At 68.5% G+C, this 24,421-nt stretch carries 27 protein-coding genes and 1 tRNA gene; 12 read left to right on the top strand and 16 right to left on the bottom strand.

Features of this window, described 5'->3' with window-relative positions:
• Window positions 1-36: 36 nt before the first annotated feature.
• Both IEY63_RS09730 and ddrC read right to left on the bottom strand, forming a co-directional pair.
• The gene (locus IEY63_RS09730; RefSeq protein WP_189068829.1) at window positions 37-1,083 is read right to left on the bottom strand and encodes an LptF/LptG family permease; all 1,047 of its coding nucleotides are present in this window, start codon (window positions 1,081-1,083) and stop codon (window positions 37-39) included.
• 72 nt (window positions 1,084-1,155) lie between these two features.
• Complete coding sequence (ddrC, locus tag IEY63_RS09735) at window positions 1,156-1,851, bottom strand: DNA damage response protein DdrC (protein WP_189068830.1); 696 nt, start codon at window positions 1,849-1,851, stop codon at window positions 1,156-1,158.
• Between the two features lie 210 nt (window positions 1,852-2,061).
• On the opposite strand from ddrC, the gene IEY63_RS09740 reads away from it, so the two are divergent.
• Window positions 2,062-3,951, top strand: coding sequence for an acetate--CoA ligase (locus IEY63_RS09740; protein WP_189068831.1), 1,890 nt, complete (start codon window positions 2,062-2,064; stop codon window positions 3,949-3,951).
• Window positions 3,952-4,059: 108 nt separating this feature from the next.
• Here IEY63_RS09740 and IEY63_RS09745 read toward each other — a convergent pair whose 3' ends face one another.
• Window positions 4,060-4,389 (bottom strand): hypothetical protein, encoded by a 330-nt coding sequence (locus IEY63_RS09745; RefSeq protein WP_189068832.1) that lies wholly within the window; start codon window positions 4,387-4,389, stop codon window positions 4,060-4,062.
• A 379-nt stretch (window positions 4,390-4,768) separates the two neighbouring features.
• On the opposite strand from IEY63_RS09745, the gene der reads away from it, so the two are divergent.
• Complete coding sequence (gene der, locus IEY63_RS09750) at window positions 4,769-6,091, top strand: ribosome biogenesis GTPase Der (protein WP_189068833.1); 1,323 nt, start codon at window positions 4,769-4,771, stop codon at window positions 6,089-6,091.
• A gap of 41 nt (window positions 6,092-6,132) precedes the next feature.
• Here the strand turns inward: der and IEY63_RS09755 are convergent, their stop codons facing one another.
• The 4 genes from IEY63_RS09755 to IEY63_RS09770 all read right to left on the bottom strand — a co-directional run bounded on the left by IEY63_RS09755 (window position 6,133) and on the right by IEY63_RS09770 (window position 7,634).
• Window positions 6,133-6,429 (bottom strand): hypothetical protein, encoded by a 297-nt coding sequence (locus IEY63_RS09755; RefSeq protein ID WP_189068834.1) that lies wholly within the window; start codon window positions 6,427-6,429, stop codon window positions 6,133-6,135.
• Between the two features lie 27 nt (window positions 6,430-6,456).
• Entirely contained in the window at window positions 6,457-6,810 is a 354-nt protein-coding gene (locus IEY63_RS09760) for a helix-turn-helix domain-containing protein (protein ID WP_189068835.1), read from the bottom strand.
• A 25-nt stretch (window positions 6,811-6,835) separates the two neighbouring features.
• Complete coding sequence (locus IEY63_RS09765; RefSeq protein WP_189068836.1) at window positions 6,836-7,534, bottom strand: GIY-YIG domain-containing protein; 699 nt, start codon at window positions 7,532-7,534, stop codon at window positions 6,836-6,838.
• 24 nt (window positions 7,535-7,558) lie between these two features.
• A tRNA-Ala gene (locus IEY63_RS09770) sits at window positions 7,559-7,634 on the bottom strand.
• 109 nt (window positions 7,635-7,743) lie between these two features.
• On the opposite strand from IEY63_RS09770, the gene IEY63_RS09775 reads away from it, so the two are divergent.
• Window positions 7,744-8,976, top strand: a complete 1,233-nt coding sequence (locus tag IEY63_RS09775) for a class I SAM-dependent RNA methyltransferase (protein ID WP_189068837.1) — start codon at window positions 7,744-7,746, stop codon at window positions 8,974-8,976.
• A gap of 120 nt (window positions 8,977-9,096) precedes the next feature.
• A complete protein-coding gene (locus IEY63_RS09780) occupies window positions 9,097-9,522 on the top strand; it encodes a hypothetical protein (RefSeq protein ID WP_229784626.1) in 426 nt (141 codons plus the stop codon).
• On the opposite strand, the gene IEY63_RS09785 is transcribed toward IEY63_RS09780, so the two are convergent.
• From IEY63_RS09785 to IEY63_RS09795, 3 genes are read right to left on the bottom strand one after another with little or no spacing between them, the layout of a single operon-like run.
• A complete protein-coding gene (locus IEY63_RS09785) occupies window positions 9,494-9,985 on the bottom strand; it encodes a hypothetical protein (RefSeq protein ID WP_189068838.1) in 492 nt (163 codons plus the stop codon). The two genes, IEY63_RS09780 and IEY63_RS09785, sit on opposite strands and share 29 nt — an antisense overlap.
• 34 nt (window positions 9,986-10,019) lie before the next feature.
• Complete coding sequence (locus IEY63_RS09790) at window positions 10,020-10,841, bottom strand: Cof-type HAD-IIB family hydrolase (protein ID WP_189068839.1); 822 nt, start codon at window positions 10,839-10,841, stop codon at window positions 10,020-10,022.
• The gene (locus IEY63_RS09795) at window positions 10,838-11,236 is read right to left on the bottom strand and encodes a 4'-phosphopantetheinyl transferase superfamily protein (protein WP_189068840.1); all 399 of its coding nucleotides are present in this window, start codon (window positions 11,234-11,236) and stop codon (window positions 10,838-10,840) included. Before IEY63_RS09795 ends, IEY63_RS09790 begins: the two co-directional genes overlap by 4 nt.
• 50 nt (window positions 11,237-11,286) lie before the next feature.
• On the opposite strand from IEY63_RS09795, the gene IEY63_RS09800 reads away from it, so the two are divergent.
• Complete coding sequence (locus tag IEY63_RS09800; RefSeq protein ID WP_189068841.1) at window positions 11,287-11,997, top strand: HepT-like ribonuclease domain-containing protein; 711 nt, start codon at window positions 11,287-11,289, stop codon at window positions 11,995-11,997.
• 26 nt (window positions 11,998-12,023) lie between these two features.
• On the opposite strand, the gene cax is transcribed toward IEY63_RS09800, so the two are convergent.
• From cax to IEY63_RS09825, 5 genes are all read right to left on the bottom strand, one after another.
• On the bottom strand, window positions 12,024-13,166 hold the full coding sequence (gene cax, locus IEY63_RS09805) for a calcium/proton exchanger (protein WP_189068842.1): 1,143 nt from the start codon (window positions 13,164-13,166) through the stop codon (window positions 12,024-12,026).
• Between the two features lie 59 nt (window positions 13,167-13,225).
• Window positions 13,226-14,185 carry an aldo/keto reductase gene (locus IEY63_RS09810; protein ID WP_189068843.1) on the bottom strand — a complete coding sequence of 320 codons (960 nt, stop codon included), beginning with the start codon at window positions 14,183-14,185 and terminating at the stop codon, window positions 13,226-13,228.
• Between the two features lie 114 nt (window positions 14,186-14,299).
• Window positions 14,300-14,485, bottom strand: coding sequence for a hypothetical protein (locus IEY63_RS09815; protein ID WP_189068844.1), 186 nt, complete (start codon window positions 14,483-14,485; stop codon window positions 14,300-14,302).
• 48 nt (window positions 14,486-14,533) lie between these two features.
• On the bottom strand, window positions 14,534-14,914 hold the full coding sequence (locus IEY63_RS09820) for a RidA family protein (RefSeq protein ID WP_189068845.1): 381 nt from the start codon (window positions 14,912-14,914) through the stop codon (window positions 14,534-14,536).
• A 79-nt stretch (window positions 14,915-14,993) separates the two neighbouring features.
• On the bottom strand, window positions 14,994-16,688 hold the full coding sequence (locus tag IEY63_RS09825) for a dynamin family protein (protein ID WP_189068846.1): 1,695 nt from the start codon (window positions 16,686-16,688) through the stop codon (window positions 14,994-14,996).
• A 286-nt stretch (window positions 16,689-16,974) separates the two neighbouring features.
• Here IEY63_RS09825 and IEY63_RS09830 point away from each other — a divergent pair, with 286 nt between their 5' ends.
• From IEY63_RS09830 to IEY63_RS09850, 5 genes are all read left to right on the top strand, one after another.
• Window positions 16,975-17,442: a pilus assembly FimT family protein gene (locus IEY63_RS09830; protein WP_189068847.1), complete on the top strand. Its 468-nt coding sequence runs from the start codon at window positions 16,975-16,977 to the stop codon at window positions 17,440-17,442.
• Window positions 17,439-17,900, top strand: a complete 462-nt coding sequence (locus IEY63_RS09835; RefSeq protein WP_189068848.1) for a type IV pilus modification PilV family protein — start codon at window positions 17,439-17,441, stop codon at window positions 17,898-17,900. The genes IEY63_RS09830 and IEY63_RS09835 overlap by 4 nt, the downstream gene beginning before the upstream one ends.
• The gene (locus tag IEY63_RS09840; protein ID WP_189068849.1) at window positions 17,869-18,774 is read left to right on the top strand and encodes a prepilin-type N-terminal cleavage/methylation domain-containing protein; all 906 of its coding nucleotides are present in this window, start codon (window positions 17,869-17,871) and stop codon (window positions 18,772-18,774) included. Before IEY63_RS09835 ends, IEY63_RS09840 begins: the two co-directional genes overlap by 32 nt.
• 52 nt (window positions 18,775-18,826) lie before the next feature.
• Complete coding sequence (locus IEY63_RS09845) at window positions 18,827-20,569, top strand: DUF4900 domain-containing protein (RefSeq protein WP_189068850.1); 1,743 nt, start codon at window positions 18,827-18,829, stop codon at window positions 20,567-20,569.
• A 95-nt stretch (window positions 20,570-20,664) separates the two neighbouring features.
• Window positions 20,665-21,567, top strand: a complete 903-nt coding sequence (locus IEY63_RS09850; RefSeq protein WP_189068851.1) for an acyltransferase — start codon at window positions 20,665-20,667, stop codon at window positions 21,565-21,567.
• A gap of 65 nt (window positions 21,568-21,632) precedes the next feature.
• On the opposite strand, the gene IEY63_RS09855 is transcribed toward IEY63_RS09850, so the two are convergent.
• Complete coding sequence (locus IEY63_RS09855; protein ID WP_189068852.1) at window positions 21,633-22,313, bottom strand: metal-dependent hydrolase; 681 nt, start codon at window positions 22,311-22,313, stop codon at window positions 21,633-21,635.
• A 187-nt stretch (window positions 22,314-22,500) separates the two neighbouring features.
• On the opposite strand from IEY63_RS09855, the gene cdaA reads away from it, so the two are divergent.
• Together cdaA and IEY63_RS09865 are read left to right on the top strand one after the other, a co-directional pair.
• Window positions 22,501-23,325, top strand: coding sequence for a diadenylate cyclase CdaA (cdaA, locus tag IEY63_RS09860; RefSeq protein ID WP_229784627.1), 825 nt, complete (start codon window positions 22,501-22,503; stop codon window positions 23,323-23,325).
• The gene (locus IEY63_RS09865) at window positions 23,322-24,281 is read left to right on the top strand and encodes a CdaR family protein (RefSeq protein ID WP_229784628.1); all 960 of its coding nucleotides are present in this window, start codon (window positions 23,322-23,324) and stop codon (window positions 24,279-24,281) included. The genes cdaA and IEY63_RS09865 overlap by 4 nt, the downstream gene beginning before the upstream one ends.
• Window positions 24,282-24,421 lie beyond the last annotated feature (140 nt).

Consider the following 24,421-nt stretch of genomic DNA (forward strand, 5'->3'; position numbering starts at 1 on the left):
CGGGGCGCCGGGCGGTGGCGTGTGGCAGGGAACGGGTCACCGGAGCCTCCAGGCGAGCGCAGCGGCCAGGATCAGGAACGCGAGGTTGGGCGTCCAGGCGGCCAGGTCGGGCTGCACCGCCCCGGCGCGGGCCAGGCCGGGCATGGTGGTCCACAGGGCGTAGAAGCCCACCAGGAACACCAGCACGGCGCCGAACGCGGCGGCGCGGTTGCGCAGCAGCAGGCCCAGCGCGCCGGCGGCCAGGGCGAAGATGATGGGCGTGATGGGGTCGGCGGTGCGCTGGGCGACGGTGAACGCGGCCTCGCGGCGGTCCGTGTCGGGCAGGCCGGGGTCAGCGGCGCGGGCCTTGAGGGCCGTGGTGGTGGTCTGTTCAACCTCGATGATGGCGGGGCGGAGCCGGTCGGTCTGCGGCACGGTGACCGGTCCGGTCAGGGCGCGGGGGTTCTGGCCGGGCCGCGTTTCCCAGGGGTTCAGGAGGGTCCAGGTGCGTTTCTGGGTGTTCCAGGTGCCGGTGCTGGCGGTCAGGGTGGTGTCGCCGCGCTGCACCATGACGCCCTGAAGTTGCGCTTCGGCGCTGCCTTTGGGCGTGATGACCTTCCCGGCGTAGTAGAGCGCGCCGGGCGGGGCGTAGGTGTAGAGCTTCTGTTCGGGGGGTGGGGGGGTCGTGTTGTAGATGCCGTACCAGGTGTTCCACCAGCGGGCCATGCCGCGCGGGGCGGTGTCGTTCGCGTTGACGTACGTGAGGCCCGCGACGAGCAGGAACGGGACCGCGATGGGCCACACGAGGCGCAGGGGCGGGACGCCCCCGGCGCTCATGGCCTTGAGTTCGTTGTCACTCTGCATGCGGGCCAGGGCGAGCAGGATCGCGAACGGCACGGCCAGCACGAGGCTGCGGTTCAGGAAGCTGGGCGCGAGGCTCAGGAAGGCGCTGGCGGCGGTGCTCAGGGCAGGTTTGTACGTGAGGAGGTTGGCGACGGTGCTGCTCAGGGCGTCCGTGAGTTGCAGCGCGAGGAACAGCGCGACGCCCGCCGCGTACCAGCGCGTGACCTCGGCCAGAACGAGGCGGATCAGGAGTGACGGCACGTGCCGGATTCTAGCGGGCCAGCATGAGTGCGGCGGGGGGCATCTGCGCCCACCCGCCGCACCTGCATGACCTTAGCCTGCCTGGGGAGGCTGGGCGCCGTGCCAGCCCTGCCGCTCGTGCCGCGCGAGGTGCTCGTGCACCCGGAGGATGGCGGCGTTGCCGTGCGCGCCGCGGTCCTGGATGGCGCGGGCGGTGGCGGCGTCGAGGTACGCGAGGCGCAGCAGTTCGGTGCTGCTCAGGCCGTCGCGGGTGTGTTTCACGCCGCGTTCGCGGCGGATGGTGGCGCTGTCGGTGCCCAGGACGCTGCGGTTGCTGATGCTGCCCAGCTGCCCGTAGACGTTGCCGGCGCCGCCGTGCCGGGCGACGGTGCTCATGAGTTCGCGGCGGGCGTGGGTGCTGTCCAGGCGGGCGGCCAGCCAGCGGCGCGCTTCGGGGTCGGGGTTGCGCTCGGCGATGCTGGCGGCGAGGCGCACGTCGCCCTGCATGGCGCGGGTCAGGAGTTCCTGCGCGCGCTTGCGCCAGCGGCGGGCCTGCGTGGTGTCCAGCGCGAAGCAGAGCGTGGTGAACGCGGGGACGTTCAGGGCGCCTTCCGGCCCCGCGCCGAAGTCGGCGCTGTCAGGGGTCAGGTCGTGGGCGGCGAGGGTGGAGGCGTGCTGGTCTTCCGGGACGCCCAGTTGCGTCAGGGCGGAGGGCGCGTGGAGGAGTCCGTCCGCGCTGACGGGCAGCCGGACGGTGCCGAAATCGAGGGTCAGGGGTACGTTCTTCACAAGAAAAGTATAGCATAAATTCTGCTAAAAGCATAATGACCGGCGGGTGATCAATCCGCGCGAAAGGGCCAGAGCTCCACGTCAAACTGTCCTCCAGCAGCAGGAATTTCGCTCAGCCCCGGCGCGCAGCAACCCGGATCCCACCCCCTCCCCTTACACTGAGGGTCACGCACAACCCACGCCCCTTCCCACCTGCCGGAGGACCCACCCATGACGGATGCCCCACGCCCTGACCGCTGGTTCGTACCCCAGTCCGTGCTGCGCCGCCTGCAGAGCACCCCCGACGCCGACATCGAGGCCGCCCAGCGCGACCCGGACGCCTTCTGGCTGGCACAGGCCCGCACCTTCGAGTGGACGAAAGCACCCACAACCGGCCTGACCTGGAACCGCCCGCACATGCAGTGGTTCGCGGACGGTGAGACGAACATCACCCTCAGCGCCCTGGACCGCCACGCACGCGGCGAGGCCCGCACGCGCGCGGCGCTGATCTGGCTGTCAGAAACCGAGGAGGCGCAGGTCATCACGTACGGCATGCTGCACGAACGGGTCGAGCGGGCCGCCGCCGGGCTGCGCGCGCTGGGCGTGACCGCAGGCGACCGCGTGGTGATCTACATGCCCCTGACCCCGGAGGGCGTGATCGCCATGCTGGCCTGCGCGCGCCTGGGCGCGGTGCATTCGGTCGTGTACGCAGGCTTGGGCGTGGGCGCGCTGCGCGACCGCATCACGGACGCCGGGGCGCGCGTGGTCATCACGGCCGACGTCGGGTACCGGCGCGGAAAACTCGTGGACCTGTACGCCATCGCCTCCGAGGCCATCGCGGACCTGGGCGGCGTGGAACACCTCGTGCTGTGGGAACGCATCAAGACCTACCAGCGCGAACACGACGCCCGCACCGTCCCCTGGGAGAGCCTCTTCACGCACGGCCGCGCCGGAGCGGTGCCCGTGAACGCCGAGCACCCCCTGTACGTGCTGTACACGTCCGGCAGCACCGGGAAACCCAAGGGCGTCATCCACACGCACGGCGGGTACATGGTCGCCAGCACCTACCACCTCGGACAGCTGTTCGACGTGCGGGCCGGAGACGTGTTCTTCTGCACCAGCGACATCGGCTGGATCGTGGGCCACAGCTACATCGTGTACTCGCCGCTGGCCGCCGGGGCCACCGTCCTCTTCCGCGAGGGCGCCCCGGACTTCCCGGACCCCGGCGTGTTCTGGCGCACGGTCGAACGCTACGGCGTGAACGTGCTGTTCACCGCGCCCACCGCGCTGCGCCTGTTCATGAAACTCGGCCCGGACGTCCTGAAGGGGCACGACCTGAGCAGCCTGCGCGTGATCGCCTGCGCGGGCGAGGCCCTGAACCCCGAGGCGTGGCGCTGGGCGCAGGAGCACCTCGCCGGGGGACTGGAGGAGGGCGCGCACGCCGTCGTCATCGACCACTGGTGGCAGACGGAACTGGGCGCCCCCATCCTGGGCACCCACCCGCGCTGGCCCGCCCGGCCCGGCTTCGTGGGCCGCCCCCTGGCGGGCGTGGACGCCGACGTGGTCGACGAGCAGGGCCGCAGCCTCCCGGACGGCGAGCAGGGACACCTCGTGCTGCGCCGCCCCACGCCCGGCATGATGCGCGGCATTCACGGCAACCCCGAGAAGTACGCGCAGGTCTGGACCGAGAACCCCGCCGGGTACCTGTCCGGGGACCTCGCCGTGCGCGACGAACACGGGTACATCAGCATCCTGGGCCGCGCGGACGACGTGCTGAACGTCGCCGGGCACCGCATCGGCAGCGCCGACGTGGAAGACGCTCTGGTCGCCCACCCCGCCGTAGCGGAGGCCGCCGTGATCGGCGTGCCCGACGACCTGAAAGGCGAGAGCATCGTCGCGCACGTCATCCTGCGCCAGGGCTTCGAGGATCAGGTCGGGCGGGGCCTGCGCGCCAGCATCAGCGAACACGTGCGGCGCGAACTGGGCCCCATCGCCACCCCCGGCGAGATCCGCGTGGTCACCGCCCTGCCCAAGACGCGCAGCGGGAAGATCATGCGCCGCGTCCTGCGCGCCCAGGCGCTCGGACAGGACCCCGGCGACCTCACCACCCTGGAAGGATAGGCGGGGATAGAAATAAAAAAGCCGCCTCGTGGGCGGTGATGTCAAAAACTATACCGCGGTATGCAGGGGAGGTCAAGGGTATCCACTCGAAACTGCCCCTGTCCCGGTTCAGGTGCGCGGGTCCTCGCGGCGCAGCACCTCCAGCCAGTTCACGGCCACCAGCCACGGCAGGAAGGCGACCAGCACTCCGACAATGTTCAGGGCCGCGGTCAGGAACAGACTCGCGAGGTTCCGGGAGTCATAGCTCAGCAGGGCAGGGAACCATTGGATCACCATGAACGGCAGCACGCCACCCAGCATCACGGCCGCCAGGACGCCCTGCGCGGCCCGCCAGCCCGTATCACGGTGGCCCAGCCAGACGCCGTAGGCGAAGATCAGGCCCGCCGCGAGGAGGCCCGTGCTTGCCGCCATGCTGCCCAGGTTCAGGATGGTGTTCATCCCTGTACGCTACGCGGCCCAGCGGGGCCAAGTTGCCTCACCTGCCGCGCGCCCCAGCACCAATAACAGCGATCAAAACGAAAAATCCGCCCTTCTCGGACGGTGAGAGAAATAGGATAACCCGGTATGCGGCGCCTGTCAACTCATGCGCATAGACCTGAAAAACGTGTGCAGCACGGCCTCTTCCGATCTACCGTCCAACGGTATGCAGCCTCGCCTTCCCTCTCCCGGCTGGAACCGTTCCTGGCGCACGGACGCGCACATTGCCCCATGCGGTAGACTTGTCTGTCGCAGGCCCCCTCACCGTGAGGCGCAGGCCGTTTCGGCGGAACCCCCCAGACGCCCGGGGTGGAACCGACACCGTACAAGGAGCGTCACCATGCATAAAGTCGCCATCGTCGGCCGACCCAACGTCGGCAAGTCCAGCCTGTTCAACCGCCTCATCGGCCGCCGCGAGGCCGTCGTCGCCGACTTCCCCGGCGTGACCCGCGACGCGAAAGAAGGCCTGATGCTGTACCACAACCACCGCATCACCCTGATCGACACCGGTGGCCTCTGGAGTGGGGACGAGTGGGAAGAGGCCATCCGCCAGAAGGCCGAGTGGGCCATGGAGGGCGCGCAGGCCATCATCTTCGTCCTCGACCCCCGCGAGGGCCTCAGCGCCGCCGACTACGAGGTCACCGACTGGCTGCGCCGCCTGGGCAAACCGGTCATCATCGCCGCGAACAAGATCGACAGCCCCAAGCACGAGGTCTACATGGCCGAACTGTGGGGCCTGGGCTTCGGGGAGCCCATCGCCATCAGCGCCGAGCACGCCCGCGGCCTCGACGACCTCATGGACCGCGTCCTGACGCACATGCCCGAGGACACCGATGACGTTCCCGAGATCGCGCCCATCCGCATCAGCCTGATCGGCCGACCCAACGTCGGCAAGAGCAGCCTCCTGAACGCCATCACCCAGACCGACCGCGCCATCGTCGCCGACCAGCCCGGCACCACCCGCGACAGCCTGGACGTCGAATGGGACTACGGCGGGCAGCGCTTCGTGCTTGTGGACACCGCCGGGATCCGCAAGAAACCCGACACGGCCATCGAGGACTACGCCATCCAGCGCTCGCAGGCCGCCATCGAACGCAGCGACCTGATCTGGCTGGTGCTGAACGCCGGGGAACTCGGCGATCACGAACTGAAACTCGCGAACCTCGCGTACGACAGCGGCAAACCCGTCATTGTCGTCGTGAACAAATGGGACCTCGTGCCCGACGAGGACCTCAAACGCGTTGAGAAGGACCTCAACCAGAAACTCAACCACATCAGCTACGCGCCGCGCGTGTACACCAGCGCCATCAACGAGTACGGCATTCACGACATGCTTGCCGAGGCCATGAAACTCCACGAGAAATGGCAGAGCCGCATCCCCACCAGCGAACTCAACCGCTGGCTGGAAGTCTGGCAGATGCGTCAGGCCGTCCCGAACTTCCACGGGAAGAAACTCAAGATGTACTTCATGACCCAAGTGGAGACCGCGCCCCCCACCTTCGCGATCTTCTGTAACCGCGCCGACTTCGTCACCCGCGCGTACGAGGGCTTCCTGCAAAACCGCATCCGCGAGGACCTGCAACTCGCCGGGATTCCCGTCCGCCTGAAATGGAAGGAAAAGGGGCCCTACAAACGCGAGAAGAAAAACGAAGCCGACGAGTAACCGTCAAGGACAGAGCCCCCGCCCCGCGCGGGGGTTTCTGCTCAGGGCGCCGGGTTGAGCCCCAGGAAGCTGTTCAGGTTCCGCGACAGGGAACCCGGGTCGGCGCCGGGATCCGTGAAGGCCAGAACCGCCAGGGTGCAGGGTTTTCCCTTCTCGCTGGGGCCCTCGGCATAGGCGCGGGTCAGGAGATCACTCAGATCGCGGGCCAGCTGCGCGTAGCGGTCCGGCGTGAGGCGCAGCGTCAGGCGGTCCAGGTGCGCCGGGAAGGGCGCGCAGAGCTGTTCCGTGATGACTTCGGGGGGCTCGGCAGGATGTTCCTCACTGCCGAAGCTGCACACGTCCTCCTCGCCGTCATGGGCGACGCTCTAGCAGCGTTCGTACGCGCGGCGGAAGCCCTGCGTCAGGGCGTGCATGTCAGCGTTTCCGCTGTTCGCGTCGTCCTCCGGGGGGAACAGGCCGAACGGCACGCGGAAGGTCCGGGCGCGCAGCTGGTCGTACACGCGTCCGGCCTCGCGCCGCTGCTTGAACAGCAGGCCCAGGCCCGCCAGTCGCCGCGCGTGATGATGCACGAGGTTCGCGGGCATCCCGGCGCGGACGGCCACGTCGCTGGGCGAGGCGGGACTCAGGAACAGGCCCAGCAGCCGGGTGTCCTGCCGCAGGGCGCGGGCGGCGGGTTCGTCGGTGACGCGCAGGCTCTCCAGCTGGATGGGTTCGGGCATGGGCGCAGCATGGCCCGGAACGCTTTCAGCGCGCGACCGGCACCGCTGAAACGAGGCGGTCCAGTGTGTCCAGCAGGTCCAGGGGCGGGGTGGTGTGGACGTATCGGACGTTCCACAGACCGCTGCGCGCAATTTCGGGGGTGGGGGCGTGACGGCCCAGCCAGTCACTGGAGGCCGGGTCGCCATGCTGACTGAGCAGGCCAATGACACCACGTTCGATCAGGGCGCGTTCGCTGTCCGGACCGGGCGGGTCGGGGATGGGCAGCAGGAGCACCTGCATGGCCCCGACCCGGCGGCTGACTTCCTCTTCCAGCGGGCGTTCCTGGGCGCGGCCTTCGGGCGTGCCGCGTGGGCTGCCCCAGCTGGGGACCGAGAAGTCCCCCCGGGCGATCAGTGCTTCCCCAAGGTGGCGGCGCAGGATGGACGCGCGGTGATTACCGCTGCCTGCGCGGCTGCCCCGGTGCTGCGCGAGCCGCGTCCAGAGGCTGGCGCGCGAGCCCCGGCTGACGGCGTGCGTGCCGACTCGTACGACGCGCGGTCCGCTGCCCGTGACGCTGCGGTCCTCGCCGGGTTCGTACATGAAGTACACGCCGCGCGGCGGGCAATCCTCGCGCCGCAGGTCACTCAGGACCCGCAGGCCGCCCTGCCGCCGGGCCAGTTCGTCCAGCAGGGCGTAGATCCCCGCCTGGGCAGGGCGAACGTCACGCGAAGAGGGACACTGCATTGCTACAGTGTCCCTCTTCGTTTCTGGTGGAGCTGAGGGGATTCGAACCCCTGACCTTCTGAATGCCATTCAGACGCGCTCCCAACTGCGCCACAGCCCCTGATGCCTCAGGGCTCAGGGAATGTATCACCCTGTGCGGCGCGTGTCCAGTGGGGGCGTGTGTGGGGCTGGTCCTGCGCGGTGGGGGCTGTCCGCGCTACGCTGTGGGGATGTCGGACGCACTGCTTACGCTGGAAATTGAGAAACTTGTAGCCGGGGGGCTGGGACTGGCCCGGGACGAGTCCGGCGTGGTGCTGGTCCGGGGGGCGCTGCCGGGTGAGCAGGTCACGGCGCGGGTGCGCAGCGGGAAGGGCGTCCGCCAGGGCGTGACGGTGGACGTGCTGCGCCGCAGCCCGCAGCGCGTGGACGGCCCGGAGCTGCCCACGGCGGATCTGGCGCACGCGAGCTACGACGCGCAGCTGGAGTTCAAGCGGGCGTTCGTGGAGGAGGCCCTGAGCCGCATCGCGAAGGTGCGGCATGGGGTGGCGGCGACGGTGCCCAGCCCGCAGGAGTGGGGCTACCGGAACACCGCGCAGTACCTCGTGACCCCGCAGGGCCTCGCGTACCGCGAGCGGCGCGGCAGTGAGCCGCTGGTGGTGCGCGCAGACCCGCTGGTGATGCCGGAGATTCAGGCGGTGCTGGACCGCATTGATCCCGAGCGGCTGGACCCGGCGACCGAGGTGGCGTTCCGCGCCAGTCGCCTGACGGGCGAGGTCGTGGCAGCCGTGATCGGTGCGGGGGAACCGAAGGCGTTCCTGCGGGCTAGTGATCACCTGATGGAGGCCGGGGTGGTGGGCGTGAGTCTGGCGCAGCCGGCGGGTCGGCGCTTCAGTGCGGGCGTGCGCCTGATCGCAGGTGAGGGTGAGATCACCGAGCAGTTCGGGGAGGTGCAGGTGCGGGTGTCCGCGACGGGCTTCGCGCAGGTGAACCCGGAGGCGGCGGGCCTCGCGTACCGCCGGGCGACGCAGCTGGCCGGTGAGGGCGAGCACGCGGTGGACCTGTACGGGGGGGCGGGGGCGATCGGTCGTCACCTCGCGAAGCACTTCCGGCGGGTGACGGTGCTGGATTCGTCCGCGGAGGCGCTGGCGCGCGGGCGGCAGGACGTGGCGAACACCGGCGAGGGGAACGTGACGTTCCGCAACGGGGACGCGGCGCGGTTCAGTGAGCTGGGCACGGACGTGATCGTGGTGGATCCGCCGCGCGCGGGGCTGGAGGAGGCGGCGCGGGATCACATCCACGCGAGTACCGCCGACCGGCTGGTGTACGTGTCGTGCGACCCGGCGACGTGGGCGCGGGACGTGGGGGATCTGGTGCGGCGCGGCTGGAAGCTGGGTGAGGTGGTCCCGCATGACTTCTACCCGCAGACGAGTCACGTGGAGATCGTGAGCGTCCTGAACCGCTGACGCGGCGTGGGTGGAGTCCCGCCCTGTCCTGACCTGATGCCGGGCGGGGCGGTCTTCATGAAGCGGTTCATGAGGTTCGTCTGACCCAGGTGGGGGGGCGCAGACGCTAGGATTCCGCGCGTGAAGGCGCTGCCCCTGCTGCTGTGTTCCGTCCTGCTGTGCGGCTGTCAGGACCGTGAGGCCCGCGCCGAGAACGCGGCGCTTCAGGCGCGCTTGACCCAGCTTGAAGCACAGGTGAAGGCACTGAAGAGTGAGCAGGAGACGGCCCTACCCTTGGACGCGCAGAGCGTGACGGAACGCGCTGCGGGGCAGAACTGCGCGAACGCTCTGACCCGCATCCTGGAAACGTTCCGGGAGGACAGCCTGGATGACCGGTACCCGTCCGCGGCGCAGGTGCAGCTCCCGGCGGAATGCGTGGACCTGCGGGTGAACTGGGTCTCGCGCAGCGAGCGGGCCTACACGTTCACGGTCACGGACGACTCGGGGCGTGAACTGGCGCGGCAGAGCGGCGGCGCGCCTACAGCCGCGCCAGCCAGCGGGGGCTGAGGCCTGCCACGGGGTCGTTGCCCGTCTCCCCTTCCCGCAGGATCACGAAGGTGCTCACGCGCGCGCCCGTGAAGCCAATGATGAGCGCCCAGACGGTCGTGGGATCGCGCTGAAAGGTGGCGCTGCGGACGTAGAACGTCTCACCGCCCTGCGTCAGGGTGCGCTCACCGACCTGTTCACGCTGCGCGCCGAACGCCTGCACGCCCGCTTCGCGGTACGCGCGAAAATCTGCCAGGGTGCCCCACTGCGCGCGCACCTCGGGCGTGAACGCCTGCCACAGGGCGTCGAGCTTCACGGCGTAGAACTCCGCGAGCAGCGCGCGGCCGCGCGTCAGGGCGGTCTGCTCCGTGGCGGCCTGGGTGGTCGGCCCGGCGGGCTGATTCTGCGCCTGGGCGGGCGAGGCGACAATCAGGCAGAGGCTCAGGCCGACGCCCCGGCCCACGTTCCGGATGGTGGCATTCATGAGGTAGCGTACGCCCGATTACCGGGGCGTGCTGTCAGCGGGCGGACAGTTCCGGCAGCGTCTCGATCACGGCGGCCACGCCGTCCTCGTCATTGCTCAGGGTGACCTCGTCAGCGGCGCTCCGGGCGTCGGGGTGGGCGTGCGCCATCGCCACGCCGCGCCCAGCCCAGGCGAGCATCTCGGCGTCGTTGGGGGCGTCCCCGAAGGCCAGCACCTCCGCCTGACGGATGCCCAGATGGCCGCACAGCTGCGCGAGGCCCCAGGCCTTGCTGACCCCGGCGGCGAGCACCTCGATGAACGGCGCGCCGCTGTGCGTGACGGCCACGCCCGGCACTCTCAGCGCGCGCGCCTCGCGCAGCAGGTCGTCCGGGGTCAGGGTGGGGTGCCGGACGATCAGTTTCAGGCTGGGCGCGGCCAGCACGTCCGCCAGCGGCAGGGACTCCATCTCGTGCGGGTGCCGTTTGTGATCCTCGAAGTGCGCCAGATCGGCATACCCGGCCTGCGCGGCGAAGACCTCGCCCCGCTCGCGGACCGACACGAACAGCAGGCTCCCGATCCGCTCGTTCAGGGCGGACGCGATAGCCCGCTGCGCCTCGACCTCCACATGCGCCTCGAACAGCGTCTCCCCGGTGCCCAGGTGCACGCCGTGCGCGCCGTTCCCACACAGCGCCCAGCCCGTGAAGCCCGCCTGAGCGGCAATCAATCCCAGGCCGCGCGGCTGCCGGGCCGTGACGGGCACCACCTCGATTCCGGCTGCGCGGGCCGCGTCCAGCGCCGCACGCGTCCGCGCGCTCACCTGCAGACCAGAGGTCAGCAGCGTGCCGTCCAGGTCGGTGGCGATCAGGCGGGTGTTCACGGCGCCTCCCGGTTCACACTTTCCAGGATCACGACCGCGGAGGCGTGTTCTTTGGTGTGCGTGAGGGTCAGGTGCGCGACCCAGCCGCGTTCGGTCAGTTCGGCGGTGATGTCGGGCGCGAAGCCCAGCACGGGCGGCGCGAACGGGAAGGGGCCGCCTGGGGTGCGGTCGCGCTGCACCCACACGTCCCGCCAGCCGTGCGGGCGTGGCCAGACTTTCTGGAAGGCTTCTTTGGCGGCGAAGCGCGCGGCGAGGCTGGGGGCGGGGTCTTGCAGGCGCGCGCAGTAGTCGAGTTCGGTGGGCGCGAAGAGCTTCTCGGCGCGTTTCCCTTCGCGCTCGAGCATGCGCCGGATGCGGCTGATCTCGATCAGGTCATGCCCCACGGCGACGATCATGAGGGTCAGCATAGCGGCTGGGGCGGCCCGCGCCCCCTATCCTGGGGCGCATGCCCGCCGCTGAGCCCCTGTTTCCGGATCTCCGCCTGCCGACCATTGCAGGGGCGCTGCGGGAGGCGCGGCCGCTGTGGGAGGCGCTGGGCGTGGCGCAGGTGCGGGTGTTCGGGTCAGTGGCGCGCGGCGAGGCCGGGCCGAACAGTGACATTGACGTGCTGATCGAGTTCCAGCCCGGTCCGGCGCGGGGTCTGCTGGATCTGATGCGGGTGCGGGACGTGTTCGAGGGGGTCCTGAACCGCCGGGTGGACGTCATGACGCCGGAGGCGCTGCGGCCACCCCTGCGCGGGGAGATCCTCGCGGACGCGGTGGATGTCATGGCAGTGCCGGAGCCCGCGCCACGCTTGCACCGGCCCAAACGCTGGCGCTGGCGGGTGTTCGACCTGCTGGCGGCCATCGACCGGATCGTGGCGTTTACGGACCGGCATTCCCTGACGACCTTCGAGCGGGACGAGGTGGTGCGAGACGCCGTGCTTCACAATCTGGCGCGGCTGGGTGAGACGACTAAGTTCATTCCGCAGAGCGTGCAGGACCGGCATCCGGAGGTGCCGTGGGTGCTGCTGCGTGACATCCGGAACATGGTCGCGCACGATTACTTCGGGATCGAGGCGGGCCTGATCTGGCAGACCGCCCGCGTCGAACTGCCGGCGTTGCGGCCCACGCTCCAGGCCCTGGCGGACGGGCACGAGGACACGCCCGGCGGGTGACCGGGCGTGCCTGAAGGCGGGTGCGGTTAAGCCCCCAGAGCGCGCAGGATCACTCCGGCCTCCTCGGCGCCGCGTGGCGTGACGAAGTAGAACGCGAGCGCCAGGGCGATGTACACCGCGATGAGGAGCACGCCCTCGAACCAGGTGGTCTCGCCGTCCTTGGTGACGCTCGTGACGATCAGGGCCACGGCGATGATCGCGATGAGTTCCAGCGGGGAGCTGAACACGAGGTTCATGGGGTGGCCCAGCAGCGCCCCGATGATGACCAGCAGCGGCGCGGTGAGCAGCGCCACCTGGATGGTCGCGCCCAGGCCGATGTTCACGGCCAGGTCCATCTGGCCACGCCGGGCGAAGTACACCGCGGCGATGTACTCCGCGAAGTTCCCGACCACGGCCAGCACGATGATCCCCAGGAAGAACTCGCTGAGGCCCAGGGTGCTGGCGGTGGCTTCCAGCGCGCCGGACAGCAGCTCGGATTCCAGGGCGATCAGGGCGGTGCCGCCCAGCAACACGCCCAGCGCGACCGGCAGCGACCAGGGTTTCTCCGGGCCGTGCCCGTGTCCGGCCTCGCCTTCGGGCGCGGCGAACACGTCCTTGTGCGTGACCAGGGTGTACACGAGGTTCAGCAGGTACACGACGATCAGCAGCACGGCCACGCCGATGCTCAGGCGCTCGTCGAGGTTCGCGCGGGTGCCCGCCTCGGCAGCGAAGGCGGGCAGCTGCTCGGTGTAATCGAAGATGGCTGGCAGGGTCAGGGTGATGACGGTCAGGAACAGCATCGCGGACAGCTGCCCGGCGTTCGCGGCGTTGAATTTCTGCCGCCCGGCGTTCTTCGTGAAGCCCGCCGCGACAATCGCGAGGCCCAGGCCCAGCAGTGCGTTCCCGATGATCGACCCGGTGATCTGCGCCTTCACGACCTGCGTATTGCCGCTCATCAGGATGAAGATGGCGATGATCAGTTCCGCCATGTTCCCGAACGTGACGTTCAGCAGCCCGCCGATGGTGGGTCCAGCGTGCACGGCGACGTGCTCGGTGGCCTTGCGCAGCCAGTCGGCCAGCGGCACGATCGCCAGGACTGCCGTGAAGAACACCCACAGGGGTGGCGCGTGCACCACGTATTCCAGCAGCAGGCTGATCGGAATGAACGCCATCAGGGCTTTCATGAGCATGAGCGCAGTCTAAGCGCGGCCCGGCGGGACGCCCAGCGGGAAAGCGTTGATCCTGCGCGTCACTGCCAGGGCAGCCGGGCGCGCGCGTCCCAGTAGGCGGCCGGGGGGTGTGCCAGGTCTCGCAGCGCGTCCGCCGGGACATGTAGGTTCAGCGCGGCGAGGTTCTGCGCGAGTTGCCCGGTCGTGCTGGCCCCGCTGAGGACCACGTCCGCCCAGGGCTGCGCGAGCACGGCGGCCAGGGCGACCGCGTCCGGCGTGACCCCGTGCCCGCGGGCAAGTTCAGCCAGGGGAGGCGGCACGTCACCGTGGCCGGTCAGTCCGTGCGTGGTCAGGCGGCCGTTCGCCACGCCCTCCTTCAGCACGACGGTCCATCCGGCCGCGTGGGCCTCGGCCAGCGCCGCGCCGGCCGAGGGCTCCAGCACGTTCCAGGTGGCCTGCACCACGCTGAAGGGGGGCGCTCCGTCCACCCGCACCGCCAGCGCCCGGCGCAGCGTCTCAGCCTGCGCGGGTCCACTCGTGGATAGCCCCACCCGGACGCCCGACGCGGCCAGTTCCGCGAGCCGAGAGAGCACCGCCGCGTTCTCCAGCACGCCGGAGTCCACCGTCGCCGAGTGAATCAGGTACGCGTCCGGCGCGCGTCCCAGCGCGGCCAGGGTCTCCGGCCACTGCCGCGCCAGGGTGGGCAGGTCGTGGGTCTTGACCTCGTGCGTGTCGGCCTCCACGCGCCAGTCCGCGACGTACGTGTAGCCCCACTTGCTGCCCACCGTCACGTCCGCGTACCCACGTGCAGTCAGCCAGCCGCCCAGGAACGCCTCGCCCAGACCGTAGCTGCGCGCCGTGTCGGCGTACCGCACGCCCGCCGCATACGCCGCGTCCAGCACCGCCCACGCCTGCGCGCGCAGGCCATCCACGCGGCGGTCACGCAGGTCCGCCGCGTGGCCCAGGTTGATGTACCCGGGCCGTCCCAGCGCCGCCAGTCCCAGCCCGAACCTCGGGGCGCCCACCGGTAAGAACGTCATGCGCCCAGTCTGCCGCGCCGTGAGGCCCGTACGGGCCGGTCGTCCAGCATGAGGTTCAGCGCCCGGTGTCCGGACAGGCCGCCCAGACCCGACTCCGCAAGTCCCTCTGGCCGCTCAGGTCCGCGCGGGGCGCAGACCCAGCCACACGCTCAGGAGCAGCAGCAGCCCACCCAGGCCGTTCAGCAGCAGCAGGACAGCCACCCGGTGGGTCACGCCGCCCAGCGCGAACCCCATGACGTTCAGGGCGCAGCCCACTGTGATCAGGGCGGCCAGGCGGGCGCGGGGCGAGACGGGCGTCATGCGCTCACCCTGTCACGCCGGGCCGCGAGTGCCAAGCGAAGCTGACCGTCAGGGCAGGACCGCTTCAGCCTCGATCTCCACCAGGTGCAGCGGGTCGATCAGGGCGGCGACCTGCACCATGGTCGTCGCGGGTCGGATGTCCGCGAAGACCTCACCGTGCGCGCGGCCGATCTCCTCCCACTGGCTGATGTCGGTGACGTAGATGCGGGTGCGCACCACGTCCTCCAGCCGCGCCCCGGCGGTGTCCAGCGCCCGGCGGATGATCCCGAGGACCGCGCGGGTCTGCTCGGCGGCGTCGCCCTCACCTACCACCTCGCCGTTCACGGTGGCGGTCGTGCCGCTCACGTGCACCACGTTCCCGATCCGGACGGCGCGGGCGTACCCGATGCTCGCTTCCCAAGGACTGCCGCTGCTGATGTTCTGCCTCATGCCCCAGCGTAGGGGGTGAGGGTCCAGGTGCGACTGCCGCTCGTCTGCACGGGCCCTGTCACCCCGCGTGGCACAGCGGCTAGCCCAGGGCCTTCACGTCGCGGTGCAGGGCGTCCAGTTCAGCGCGCAACTCCGCCGAGCGGGTACGCGCGGCCTCCAGGCGCACCTGCTCCTGCCGCGTGAAGCGTGTGAACGGACTGATCGCGTCGTGCAGGCGGGTGTCGGCGCGCTCCTGCTCCCGTTCGAACTCGCGCCGCACGATGCGTTCCAGCGCCTCACGCAGTTCAGCCACGCGGGTGCGCAGCTGCCGGTGCGCCTGAATGCGCTTGTTCGGCAGCACGAACAGGCCCAGGCTGCCCAGCGTGAGGCCCGCCAGGATGCCGCCCGTGAAGTCCAGCGCACTGGCCCCCACCAGGGCGCCAATCCCCGCGCCGATCCCCACGCCGCCCGCCAGGCCGCCGATCACGCCCTTCATGGCGTCCTCTGCGTCCCGCGAGAGGTTCCGGGCGAGATCCTGCTCGGTGGTGGTCGCCAGGTGCTCCCGGGCACTCCCGGCAATGCCGTCCAGCAACGCCGCCCGGTCGTACGAGAAACGGGTGCGGGCCACCTCCTGACTAGGCTGGCGGCGCACCAGGAACGCCTGCACGTCCTCCCAGAAGTGCAGGTTCGCCTCCACGAAACGGTCGATCATGCTGCCGAACTGCCGGTCAATCGCCTCCGGCAGGTCCGCGACCGCCTCACGGCGGAAGTCCTCCTCCAGCTCACGGCTGTTCAGCAGGCCCCGCAGGTTCGAGAAGCGCAGCCGCGCGTCAATGAAGCGGTCAGCGCGAACCTCGAACTCACTGAGCAGGCGGCCCACCCGGTTCAGCTGCCCGTCCAGTTCACCCAGCATCGTCTCGCGGTGCGTGGCCCGCTGCGCCTCCAGGTCGCCCAGCACGCGCAGGTCCTCCCCCAGCGTCGCGCGGGCGGCCTCGGCGCGGGTGTCCTCCCCGGCGATCAGCTGCGAGACCGTGCCCAGCGGACTGAGCAGTTTCAGGCGGGTGCGTTCCGTCTCCGATAGCCGCTCCTGAAGCAGGGCGCGCAGCGCGGCGAAGCCAGCGTCCCCGCCGCGCTGCTCCGCGCGGGCGCTGATCAGCACGACCGGCGGCGTCAGGCCCAGCACGCCGCGCGCGCCGGACTCCACGAACGCGCGCACCTGCTCCCGCTGATCCGGGGTTTCGAGCAGGTCGGCCTTGTTGACTACCATGATCACGCCGCGCCCCCAGCGGGCCGCGAGTTCCAGGAACTGCCGCTCGGATTCCGTGAACGGCCGGTCCGCACTGGTCAGGAACAGCACCAGGTCCGCGCGCGGCAGAAACCCCTCCGTGAGCGCCTGATGCTGCCGGATGATCGCGTTCGTACCCGGCGTGTCCACCAGTGCCACTCCCTCCAGGCTGGGCAGCGGGTACGTCAGGCGGTTCACGAAGGGGTCACCCGTGGCCTCCATCTGCCCGGGTTGATCGCCGTGCACCAGCACGTAGATGCGGTCCGTGGTGGGCGTCACGCCCTCGGGCAGCACGGGCGCCCCCAGCAGCGCATTCACGAACGAGCTCTTGCCCGCATTGAACTCCCCCACCACCACCAGCAAGAAGGCCTCATCCAGGTTCCGCAGGGCCTGCCGGGCGTGCGCGACGACTTCGGGCGGCGCACCCTGGCCCTCCAGGAACACCTGCACGTCCCCCAGCAGTCCCCGCTCGCGCGACAGCAGTCCCTGAACCCGGTCCGATACCAGCATGAGAGACAGCCTACGCGGCCCGACTTGGCATGACCTTCAGGAAATGCCCCGCACACCTGTCATGTGTGACTGCCCCTGGCGGGGGGGTCAGAGCGCCAGACTCGGCAATGGGGGTATTAATAGAAAAATTCACACTTCCTGACTGGTTTGTGAAAGAAACTTGCAAGAGCGTAAACGCGACATTTTCCACAATGACCGGGGGTCAGGCCAAGATGCCGCGGCTCTCACAGGAGACGATGATGACTTGCCACACCCAACCACCACTCAAGCGGGGGCAGCCAGGCACATGACCCCCACACCCACCTATCCCCACGCGGGCTTCACGCTTCTTGAAATGCTGGTCACTCTGGCTGTCCTAGCCATCCTGATGGGTATCGTCGGCCTGACTCTACTTCCCTGGCTCCAGCGGCAGCAGGTCAAATCCGATCTGAGCGACCTAGTCGCGGACTTCAATCTGTACCGCACTAAGACCATGAGTCAGGGCGCCCCCTACTGCATCACTCTGTCAGCCAGCCAGTACACCGTCGCCACCAACTGCAACACCACCCCGACCACAGTCAAAACCCAGGTCTTCCGCCGGGCGCAACTCCAGCTGACCAACGTGGCCACGGTGTACACCTTCAACACGAAGGGCCTAGTCAAATCAACCTCATCTGGAGGGGCCCTGATGTCCAACACCACTTTCGTGGGTAAAAGGGGCACCGCCAGCGGCACGGTCCTCGTCACCGCCCTTGGCTTCGCGAGGCTCCTGTGAACCGCGACGCTGGCCTCACCATCGTCGAGATTCTGGTCGCCATCGTGATTGTCGGGGTGATCACCGCGGCCGTCATGCCACTACTGACCAGCTCCATGCGGAGCAACAGCAGCGCCAGAACGCGCACCCAGGCAGTCAGCGCGGCGGAAACCTGGATGGAACGCTACCGCGACGGCAGGGAACCCCTCAAGTCCGTCGGAAGCTGCACCGAGAACATCAGCGGCGTTGTCACCTGCACCTATCCCCTCAACTTCAACTACGCGAACGATACGGCCGTTCCTACACACACCGCGGACGGCGCGTCTATGAACTCGCAGTTCCAGCCGTTCAAGTCCGTGCTCGTGGCCACGCCTATCAGCGAGGGCATCAACGTCACCCTCTGGGAGTTAAAAGTCACCGTCTCCTGGACCGAAAAGGAGGAGAAGAGTGTCACGGCCTACACCCGCTTCACCCGCTAGCGTTCAGGGCTTCACGCTGCTGGAACTGCTGATCGCCGCCGCACTGGCCCTCGTGATCCTAGGCGCCGCCGGGGCGCTGCTGTCCACCACCGCCCGCATTCAGAGCATTGAGCAGGAACGCGTACCACTACAGGAGACGGTCCGCAGCAGCGTGGAGGTCATTGCGCAGGACCTGCGGCAGGCCACCGGCAACCGCGTGCTGTACAGCGGCGCGAATCTCCCCGCAGACCTCCTGACTAACCTGAGTACCTCGCAGCAGCTCACAGTCACCATTGCAGACAACAACGGCTACTTCACTATTCCGCAACCGGGCGGGTACCCGAACAGCAAATCATTCTCTCAGAATGCTGTGACTAGCTTAAATACTCCCAACGCCGCCGGGCAAACCTGCGACAACCAGTTCGTGGGCAACGACTGGGCCATGGTGACCGTGGGCAACGCTGTGCGGTGGATCCGAACTCATCCCACCAACCCCTGCACCGGCTCTGGTGGTGGCGGAAACGTGAAGCTGCAGCATAGGGGTTACACCCTGGATGATCTGGCCTGGACCCCGGATAGCGCCATCATAAAGGTGAACGTGGTGCGCTATTACATTGGCACTGCTCTCCTCAACGGCGCGAGCGTACCCACGCTATACCGTAGCGTAGACGCCCAGGATCCGCAGATCGTCGCGTACTACATCACGGCGCTCGCTCTGGCGTACTCGCAGGACGGGGTGAACTTCGTCTCGACCCCAACCGGCGCACCACAGGCCGTCCGGGTCACCCTGACTGGTCGCGAAACCCGCGCGCGTAAGGCTGGCGCGCAACCCGAAACCTTCACCGTTACCAGCACTGTGTCCATGCGGAGGGTCAACTTCAATGCCACGCCCTGAATCCACTATGCCCAGCACCCAGGGGTTCGCGCTGATCAGCGCGCTGGCCGTCATGATCCTGATCACGCTGATCACATTCACGCTGGTCACTACATCCACCAGTGAATTGATGCAGACGAATTCAAGTCAGGGTCTGATGCGCGCCCGTGCCCTGGCGGAAGCCAGTGTGGCCGAGCAGTACGCCACAGTCATGAACGAGGGCGTCACGAAGGCCAACCAAGTTCTGCTGCCCTACGTGGACACCTTTGCGGCCAGCAGTCAAGATGCAGCGAGCAGTCCTATTGTGCCCAGCAGCTCGTACAGTTCTGTCTTGGCTCAGCTCAACAGTGTGGTTACCACTACGACCGCCATAACCGCGCCAGAGAGCATGGGCACATCAAGCGGCAAACTGGTCTTCCAGAACTTTCGCGTGGATTTGGGCAGCTTCTCGAAAGCAGGTCAGACCTACTACGTCGACTATGTCCTCAACGGTCAGGGCAAGAGCCTGAAGTTCGTACGGAATATCACCACCAGTGGTACGCTCCGCCTGATTCTGGGTCGCACATACCTAAACCAGTACGTCCTGCTGGCTGACGACGGCGGGTTCAACCGGGGAAACTGCACGACGAAAAACGGCAAGACCTACTGTGAGGGCGGCGGATACTTCGGTACCGGATCCACCTTTGACGGGCCCGTACACTTCAACAGAAACCTGGCACTGGCTGGTACACCTGTCTTTCAGTATGGGCTCACCGTCGCTTCCCCTACCACCTATATGTGGGATTGTCAGGCCAAAGCGTGGGCGGTCACCGCTGCGCAGACCACCGACTGCACGAAACCTGATTACGGTGGGTACGGTCAGCAGCACGTGACGGACACCGTGGACCTCCCGAAAAATGCCTTCTCGCAGGGCCGCGCGGCGCTGGGCGGCGACCCACAGAAGACAGGCGCACTGACTAACTCTGAAATCTGCCTGGCCACCGGTCAGAAATCCAACTGCACCCCCGCCACCGGCGTATACGTACCCAGCAGCGGCAGCACTGTCACGGGCGGCATCTTCATCCAAGGTGACGCGAAGGACGTGCAACTGTCAGTGGAAGGGACGAATCAGGTCTACACCATCGTGGACGCCGCAGGCGTGACCACCGTGATCAAGGTGAACGCCACCGCCAACACCACCACCATCAAGAAGGGCAACGGGCAGCCCAGTGTCCTGCAGGGCGTCCCGAACGGGCAACTCTACGCCAACGGCAGCATCCAGTCCCTGCGCGGCCCAGCACGCCGGGGACAGCTGGCGAATCCGGCGCCCAGCACGCCAGACAGCACCGTGGTGCCGCCCGCCATTGCGGAGCAGACGCAGCTGAATGTGGCGTCCAGCGGAGATATCCGCATTCAGGGTGACCTGACCTATGAGAAGAACCCTAATCAGAACCCGGATGCGAAGAACGTGCTGGGCATCATCAGTGGGCAGGGGCAGGTGTTGGTCGGTCAGGGCGCGCCGAATGACGTGTACGTCATGGGCTCCATTCTGGCTGGCGCGGATGGCAAGGGTCTGAAGGTCGAGGGCATCGATAATGGGGCCGCCAACTACGGATATCGCGGCAAGGTGCACCTGCTGGGCAGCCTGGCCGAAGCGACTGATCAGTTGCGCGGCGTTGGGAGTGTCACGGGCGCGCTGGTCAAGGGCTATGATGACGACTTCAAGTACGATAAGCGCTTCCTGAACGGTGGCGTGGTGCCACCCTACTTCCCGGCCACCACGAAGTTCGGCGTGACTGCATTCATTCCCCAGCAGCGCACCTGGGAAGAGCAGTAAGGAGCGGCGTGCGGCCTGCGCTGAGGGTGAGGCTGGATGGGATCAAGCGAGATAACCTCCACTTTGTTTTTCAGTGCAGGTGGTAGCCTGTGGGTGTGACGTGGCTCAAGCCCTTAGAGATTGGTCAGGACGCGCAGGCGACCTATAACGAGTTCCTGCGTGATCTGGACGCGCGTCTCTCTGATCCTGCCACCGACCGGTTTGAGGTGGCGGCCGGGGTGCTTGCGGAGATCATGTATGGACGCCCCGTGGCGCAGCTGAGGGTGGACGCGCCGCTGGCGGCCCTGAACGTGGATGCCCGGAATGTCACGTTCGAGGCGGAGTACTACATGGCGACGGACGCGGCGGCCTTTGAACGGGTGAAGCCGCTGCTGTGGCTGTGGAAGAACGCGGATCTGACGCCGGTGGGGCAGAATCCGGTGCTGGGCATTCCGCTGCGCCGGGTGCTGGCGGGTCACATCTTCCGGCGGGTGGGTCGGGATTTCAAGTGCTGGCAGAACGTGGAGTTCAGCGTCGGGTACAACATGGAGGTCGGGAATGACGTGGTTGTGCACCGCCACGTGCTGCTGGATGACATCGGCGGGATTGAACTGCACGACAACGCCAGCATCAGTGATTACGTGAACGTGTACAGCCACACGCACAGCGTGCTGGACGGCCCGGACGTGACGCTGCGGCGCACGGTGATCGGGCGGGGCGCGCGGGTCACGTATCACTCGACGGTGCTGGCCGGCAGCGTGATCAGCGATGACGCGATGCTGGCCACGCACGCGCTGCTGCGCGGTGACATTCCCCCGCACGGCATTGCGATGGGCGTTCCGGCCCGCACGACGCGGTTCAAGCAGCGTGAGCCGCGTGACGTGCACGTGGATTCGCGTTCGTTCGTGCGCGCGACGGACCGCAAGGCAAACCCGGAGTTCCCGGAACCCACCCCGAATCAGACGCGTCTGCCGGATGAGCAGGATCTGGGCCGGTCGCTGGTGACGGAACAGGGCTGAGTCCAGGAGAGGGCAACGCCCAGAGCGAGTGGCAGACGGATAGTTAATCCGCCTGCCACTCACTGTTACAGGGTGGTGTGCTCGCCGGGTTTCAGAATACGGACCTCCACGCCGCGCGCCGCACCTTCGCGCTGGAACACGGCAGGATCGCCGGTTAGGGGTGGGAAGGTGCCGTAGTGCATGGGGATCGCCACCCGGGGCTTGAGGAGGTCGAGGGTGCGCGCGGCTTCCTCGGGGCCCATGGTGTAGTGGTCCCCGATGGGCAGGAGCGCGGCGTCGAGGTCGCGCTCGCCGATCAGGCGCATGTCGCTGAACAGGTTGGTGTCGCCCGCGAAGTACACGCGCCGGTCTCCCAGTTCGATGATGAGGCCGGTGGGCATGCCGCCGTAGGTGCCGTCCGGGAAGGACGAGGAGTGCCACGCGGGGGTCAGGGTGACGCGCCCCCACTCGGCGCGGTAGGTGCCGCCGATGTTCATGCCGATGGCCTGGGTGGCGCCGTTCTTCTGGGCGTACCCGGCAATCTCGGCCGTGGCGATCAGGGGGACGCCGGCGCGGGCGAAGTCCAGGGCGTTGCCCCAGTGGTCGCCGTGCGCGTGGCTGATCAGGACGGCACTGAGCGGCCACTGCCGCGCCTCGTCCAGCGTGACGCTGGCCTGTGGGTTGCCCTCGACGAATGGGTCAATCAGGAGGCGGTGTTCGCCGTGTTCAAGCAGGAACGTGCTGTGGCCGATGAAGTGAATGTTCATGTGGGACCTCCGGTGTCCGTCAGCTTGTCCCGCGCGGCGGGGGGTGAACTGTAGTGTGGGCAGCCTTCGCCCCTCTTTCGGTGGACGCGGTGGGGGCGGGCGTGGCGTTCTCATGGGGCGCAGACCGTATAGTGGGCGCGACTTCGCCCGCCCCGCCCCTAGTCTGTGAAAGGAGTGCCTACCCTTGATGCCCCAGCTTGGACAGGTCAGTGTCCGGGACGTTCTGGACATCCTGCTGGTCACGTTTCTGGTGTATCAGGGGTACCTGCTGGTGGCGGGCACGCGCGCCGTGAACGTGGTACGCGGCATTTTGGTGTTCGCAGGCGTGTGGTTAGCGGCGCAGCTGCTGAACCTGACCACCCTGTCGTACCTGCTGGGCCGGGCGGGCACGGTGGGGATCTTCGCGCTGATCGTGCTGTTCCAGCCGGAACTGCGCGCGGTGTTGGAACGGGTGGGCCGCCCGCGTGGGCGGGACACGGGCGCCAGTGGCGCGGCGCTTCAGGACCTGGCTCGGGCCATGGAACGCCTCGCGGAGCGCAAGACGGGCGCACTGATCGCCATTGAGCGGCGCACGCCGCTGGGTGAGTACGCCGCGACTGGGGTGCCGCTGGACGCGCTGGTCAGCGTGCCGTTTCTGGAGGCGCTGTTCGCCCGGAACGCGCCGCTGCATGACGGGGGCGTGATCATTCAGGGGTCGCGGGTGATTGCGGCGGGGTGCCTGTTTCCACTTCAGTCGAGTGACGGGACGTACCGGCGGTACGGTACGCGGCACCGCGCGGCGATTGGCCTGTCGGAACTGACGGACGCGGTGGTGCTGGTGGTCAGCGAGGAGCGCGGCAGCATGCGCGTGGCGCTGGGGGGCCGCCTGGGCCCGGACCTAACCGGCGCGGAGTTGCGCGAGCATCTGCGGACCCTGGTGTATGACCCGTCCGCCTACCGCGCCCCGGAGCGCCCGCCGGAAGGCCCCGCTGCGGAGCCGCTGGAGCCGTCCGCGCCGGAGGGCCGCGCGTGAGTGTGGGCCTGTGGCAGCGGGCGCGGCGCTGGCTGAGCCCGCGGTACGCGTGGGCGCGCGCCACGCATAACCTGCTGCTGAAGCTGCTGGCACTGGCGGTCTCGGTCACGCTGTGGTTCGTCGCCACAGCGGACCGGCGCGCGAACGTCGAGCAGGGCTTCGACGTGCCCGTTTCCGTGCGGGACACGACCGGCAACGGTGAGGAGAAACGCGCGACCGGCAACCTGAACCCGTCGTCGGTGCGGGTGATCCTGTCGGGCCGCCCAGAGCGCCTGCGGGACCTGCAACCGGACAGCATTGAGGCGGTCGTGGACGTGACGGACGCGCCGGAAGGCAGCTTCACGCGGACGGTGACCGTGACCCCGCCCGGCGGCACGACCCTGCAACGCGTGACGCCCACGCGCGTGCAGGGGTTCGTGGACACGCAGGTGGTCCGGACGCTGCCCGTGACCCTCAGCGTGACCAGTCCGGCCGAGTCGAGCCTGCCGCGCTATCAGGTCACGCCGACCGAGGCGACCGTGACGGGCGCGGGACAGGTGGTGCTGAACGTGGCGCGCATCGTCACCAGCCCCGCCCCGCTGGGCGCGAACTCGGAGCGGGAGGTGCCGCTCGTGGCGCTCGACGCGGCGGGCCGTCCGGTGACGGCCGTGACCATGCGCCCCAGCACGGTCACGGTGCGGCGGCTGGACACTGGGGAGGTGCCGGTCAAGACGCTGCGGGTGGTGCTGAACGATCCGCCGGCGGGGCTGCAGGTCACGGCCGTCAGTGTGCAGCCGGGAACGGTGAGGGTGGTGGCCGCCCCAGAGCTGCTCGCGCGGCTGCGCGAGGTGACCGGTCAGGTCACGTACCGCGTGGGGACGTACACGGCGCCGGTGCAGCTGAACGTCCCGGCGGGCGCGCAGGCGCTGGAAACCGTGAGTGTCCGGCTGACCGTCGTGCGCCGGACCGCGCCTTAATACAGCGGGCGGACTCCTGCCCCTGCTGAACCGAAAACGCTGCCTGACACGCTGATCAGCCGGACGTCAGAAAGTGACCGGGGTGTCAGCTGAGTTCGCCTGCGGGGCGTATAGTCGGGGTCATGATGTGGAGAAGCGGC

It is taken from the genome of Deinococcus radiotolerans, from assembly GCF_014647435.1.
In the GTDB taxonomy this organism is placed as follows: Bacteria; Deinococcota; Deinococci; order Deinococcales; family Deinococcaceae; genus Deinococcus; species Deinococcus radiotolerans.

What these genes read in the sequence shown, in the direction of transcription:
- IEY63_RS09775 (WP_189068837.1), top strand. Translation starts at nt 7,744, where the DNA reads ATGTCGGACGCACTGCTTACGCTGGAAATTGAGAAACTTGTAGCCGGG.
- IEY63_RS09785 (WP_189068838.1), bottom strand. Translation starts at nt 9,985, where the DNA reads ATGAATGCCACCATCCGGAACGTGGGCCGGGGCGTCGGCCTGAGCCTC.
- cax (WP_189068842.1), bottom strand. Translation starts at nt 13,166, where the DNA reads ATGCTCATGAAAGCCCTGATGGCGTTCATTCCGATCAGCCTGCTGCTG.
- IEY63_RS09795 (WP_189068840.1), bottom strand. Translation starts at nt 11,236, where the DNA reads ATGATCGTCGCCGTGGGGCATGACCTGATCGAGATCAGCCGCATCCGG.
- IEY63_RS09830 (WP_189068847.1), top strand. Translation starts at nt 16,975, where the DNA reads ATGACCCCCACACCCACCTATCCCCACGCGGGCTTCACGCTTCTTGAA.
- IEY63_RS09845 (WP_189068850.1), top strand. Translation starts at nt 18,827, where the DNA reads ATGATCCTGATCACGCTGATCACATTCACGCTGGTCACTACATCCACC.
- IEY63_RS09740 (WP_189068831.1), top strand. Translation starts at nt 2,062, where the DNA reads ATGACGGATGCCCCACGCCCTGACCGCTGGTTCGTACCCCAGTCCGTG.
- IEY63_RS09745 (WP_189068832.1), bottom strand. Translation starts at nt 4,389, where the DNA reads ATGAACACCATCCTGAACCTGGGCAGCATGGCGGCAAGCACGGGCCTC.
- IEY63_RS09800 (WP_189068841.1), top strand. Translation starts at nt 11,287, where the DNA reads ATGCCCGCCGCTGAGCCCCTGTTTCCGGATCTCCGCCTGCCGACCATT.
- der (WP_189068833.1), top strand. Translation starts at nt 4,769, where the DNA reads ATGCATAAAGTCGCCATCGTCGGCCGACCCAACGTCGGCAAGTCCAGC.
- IEY63_RS09765 (WP_189068836.1), bottom strand. Translation starts at nt 7,534, where the DNA reads ATGCAGTGTCCCTCTTCGCGTGACGTTCGCCCTGCCCAGGCGGGGATC.
- cdaA (WP_229784627.1), top strand. Translation starts at nt 22,501, where the DNA reads ATGCCCCAGCTTGGACAGGTCAGTGTCCGGGACGTTCTGGACATCCTG.
- IEY63_RS09760 (WP_189068835.1), bottom strand. Translation starts at nt 6,810, where the DNA reads ATGCCCGAACCCATCCAGCTGGAGAGCCTGCGCGTCACCGACGAACCC.
- IEY63_RS09855 (WP_189068852.1), bottom strand. Translation starts at nt 22,313, where the DNA reads ATGAACATTCACTTCATCGGCCACAGCACGTTCCTGCTTGAACACGGC.
- IEY63_RS09810 (WP_189068843.1), bottom strand. Translation starts at nt 14,185, where the DNA reads ATGACGTTCTTACCGGTGGGCGCCCCGAGGTTCGGGCTGGGACTGGCG.
- IEY63_RS09820 (WP_189068845.1), bottom strand. Translation starts at nt 14,914, where the DNA reads ATGAGGCAGAACATCAGCAGCGGCAGTCCTTGGGAAGCGAGCATCGGG.
- IEY63_RS09825 (WP_189068846.1), bottom strand. Translation starts at nt 16,688, where the DNA reads ATGCTGGTATCGGACCGGGTTCAGGGACTGCTGTCGCGCGAGCGGGGA.
- IEY63_RS09815 (WP_189068844.1), bottom strand. Translation starts at nt 14,485, where the DNA reads ATGACGCCCGTCTCGCCCCGCGCCCGCCTGGCCGCCCTGATCACAGTG.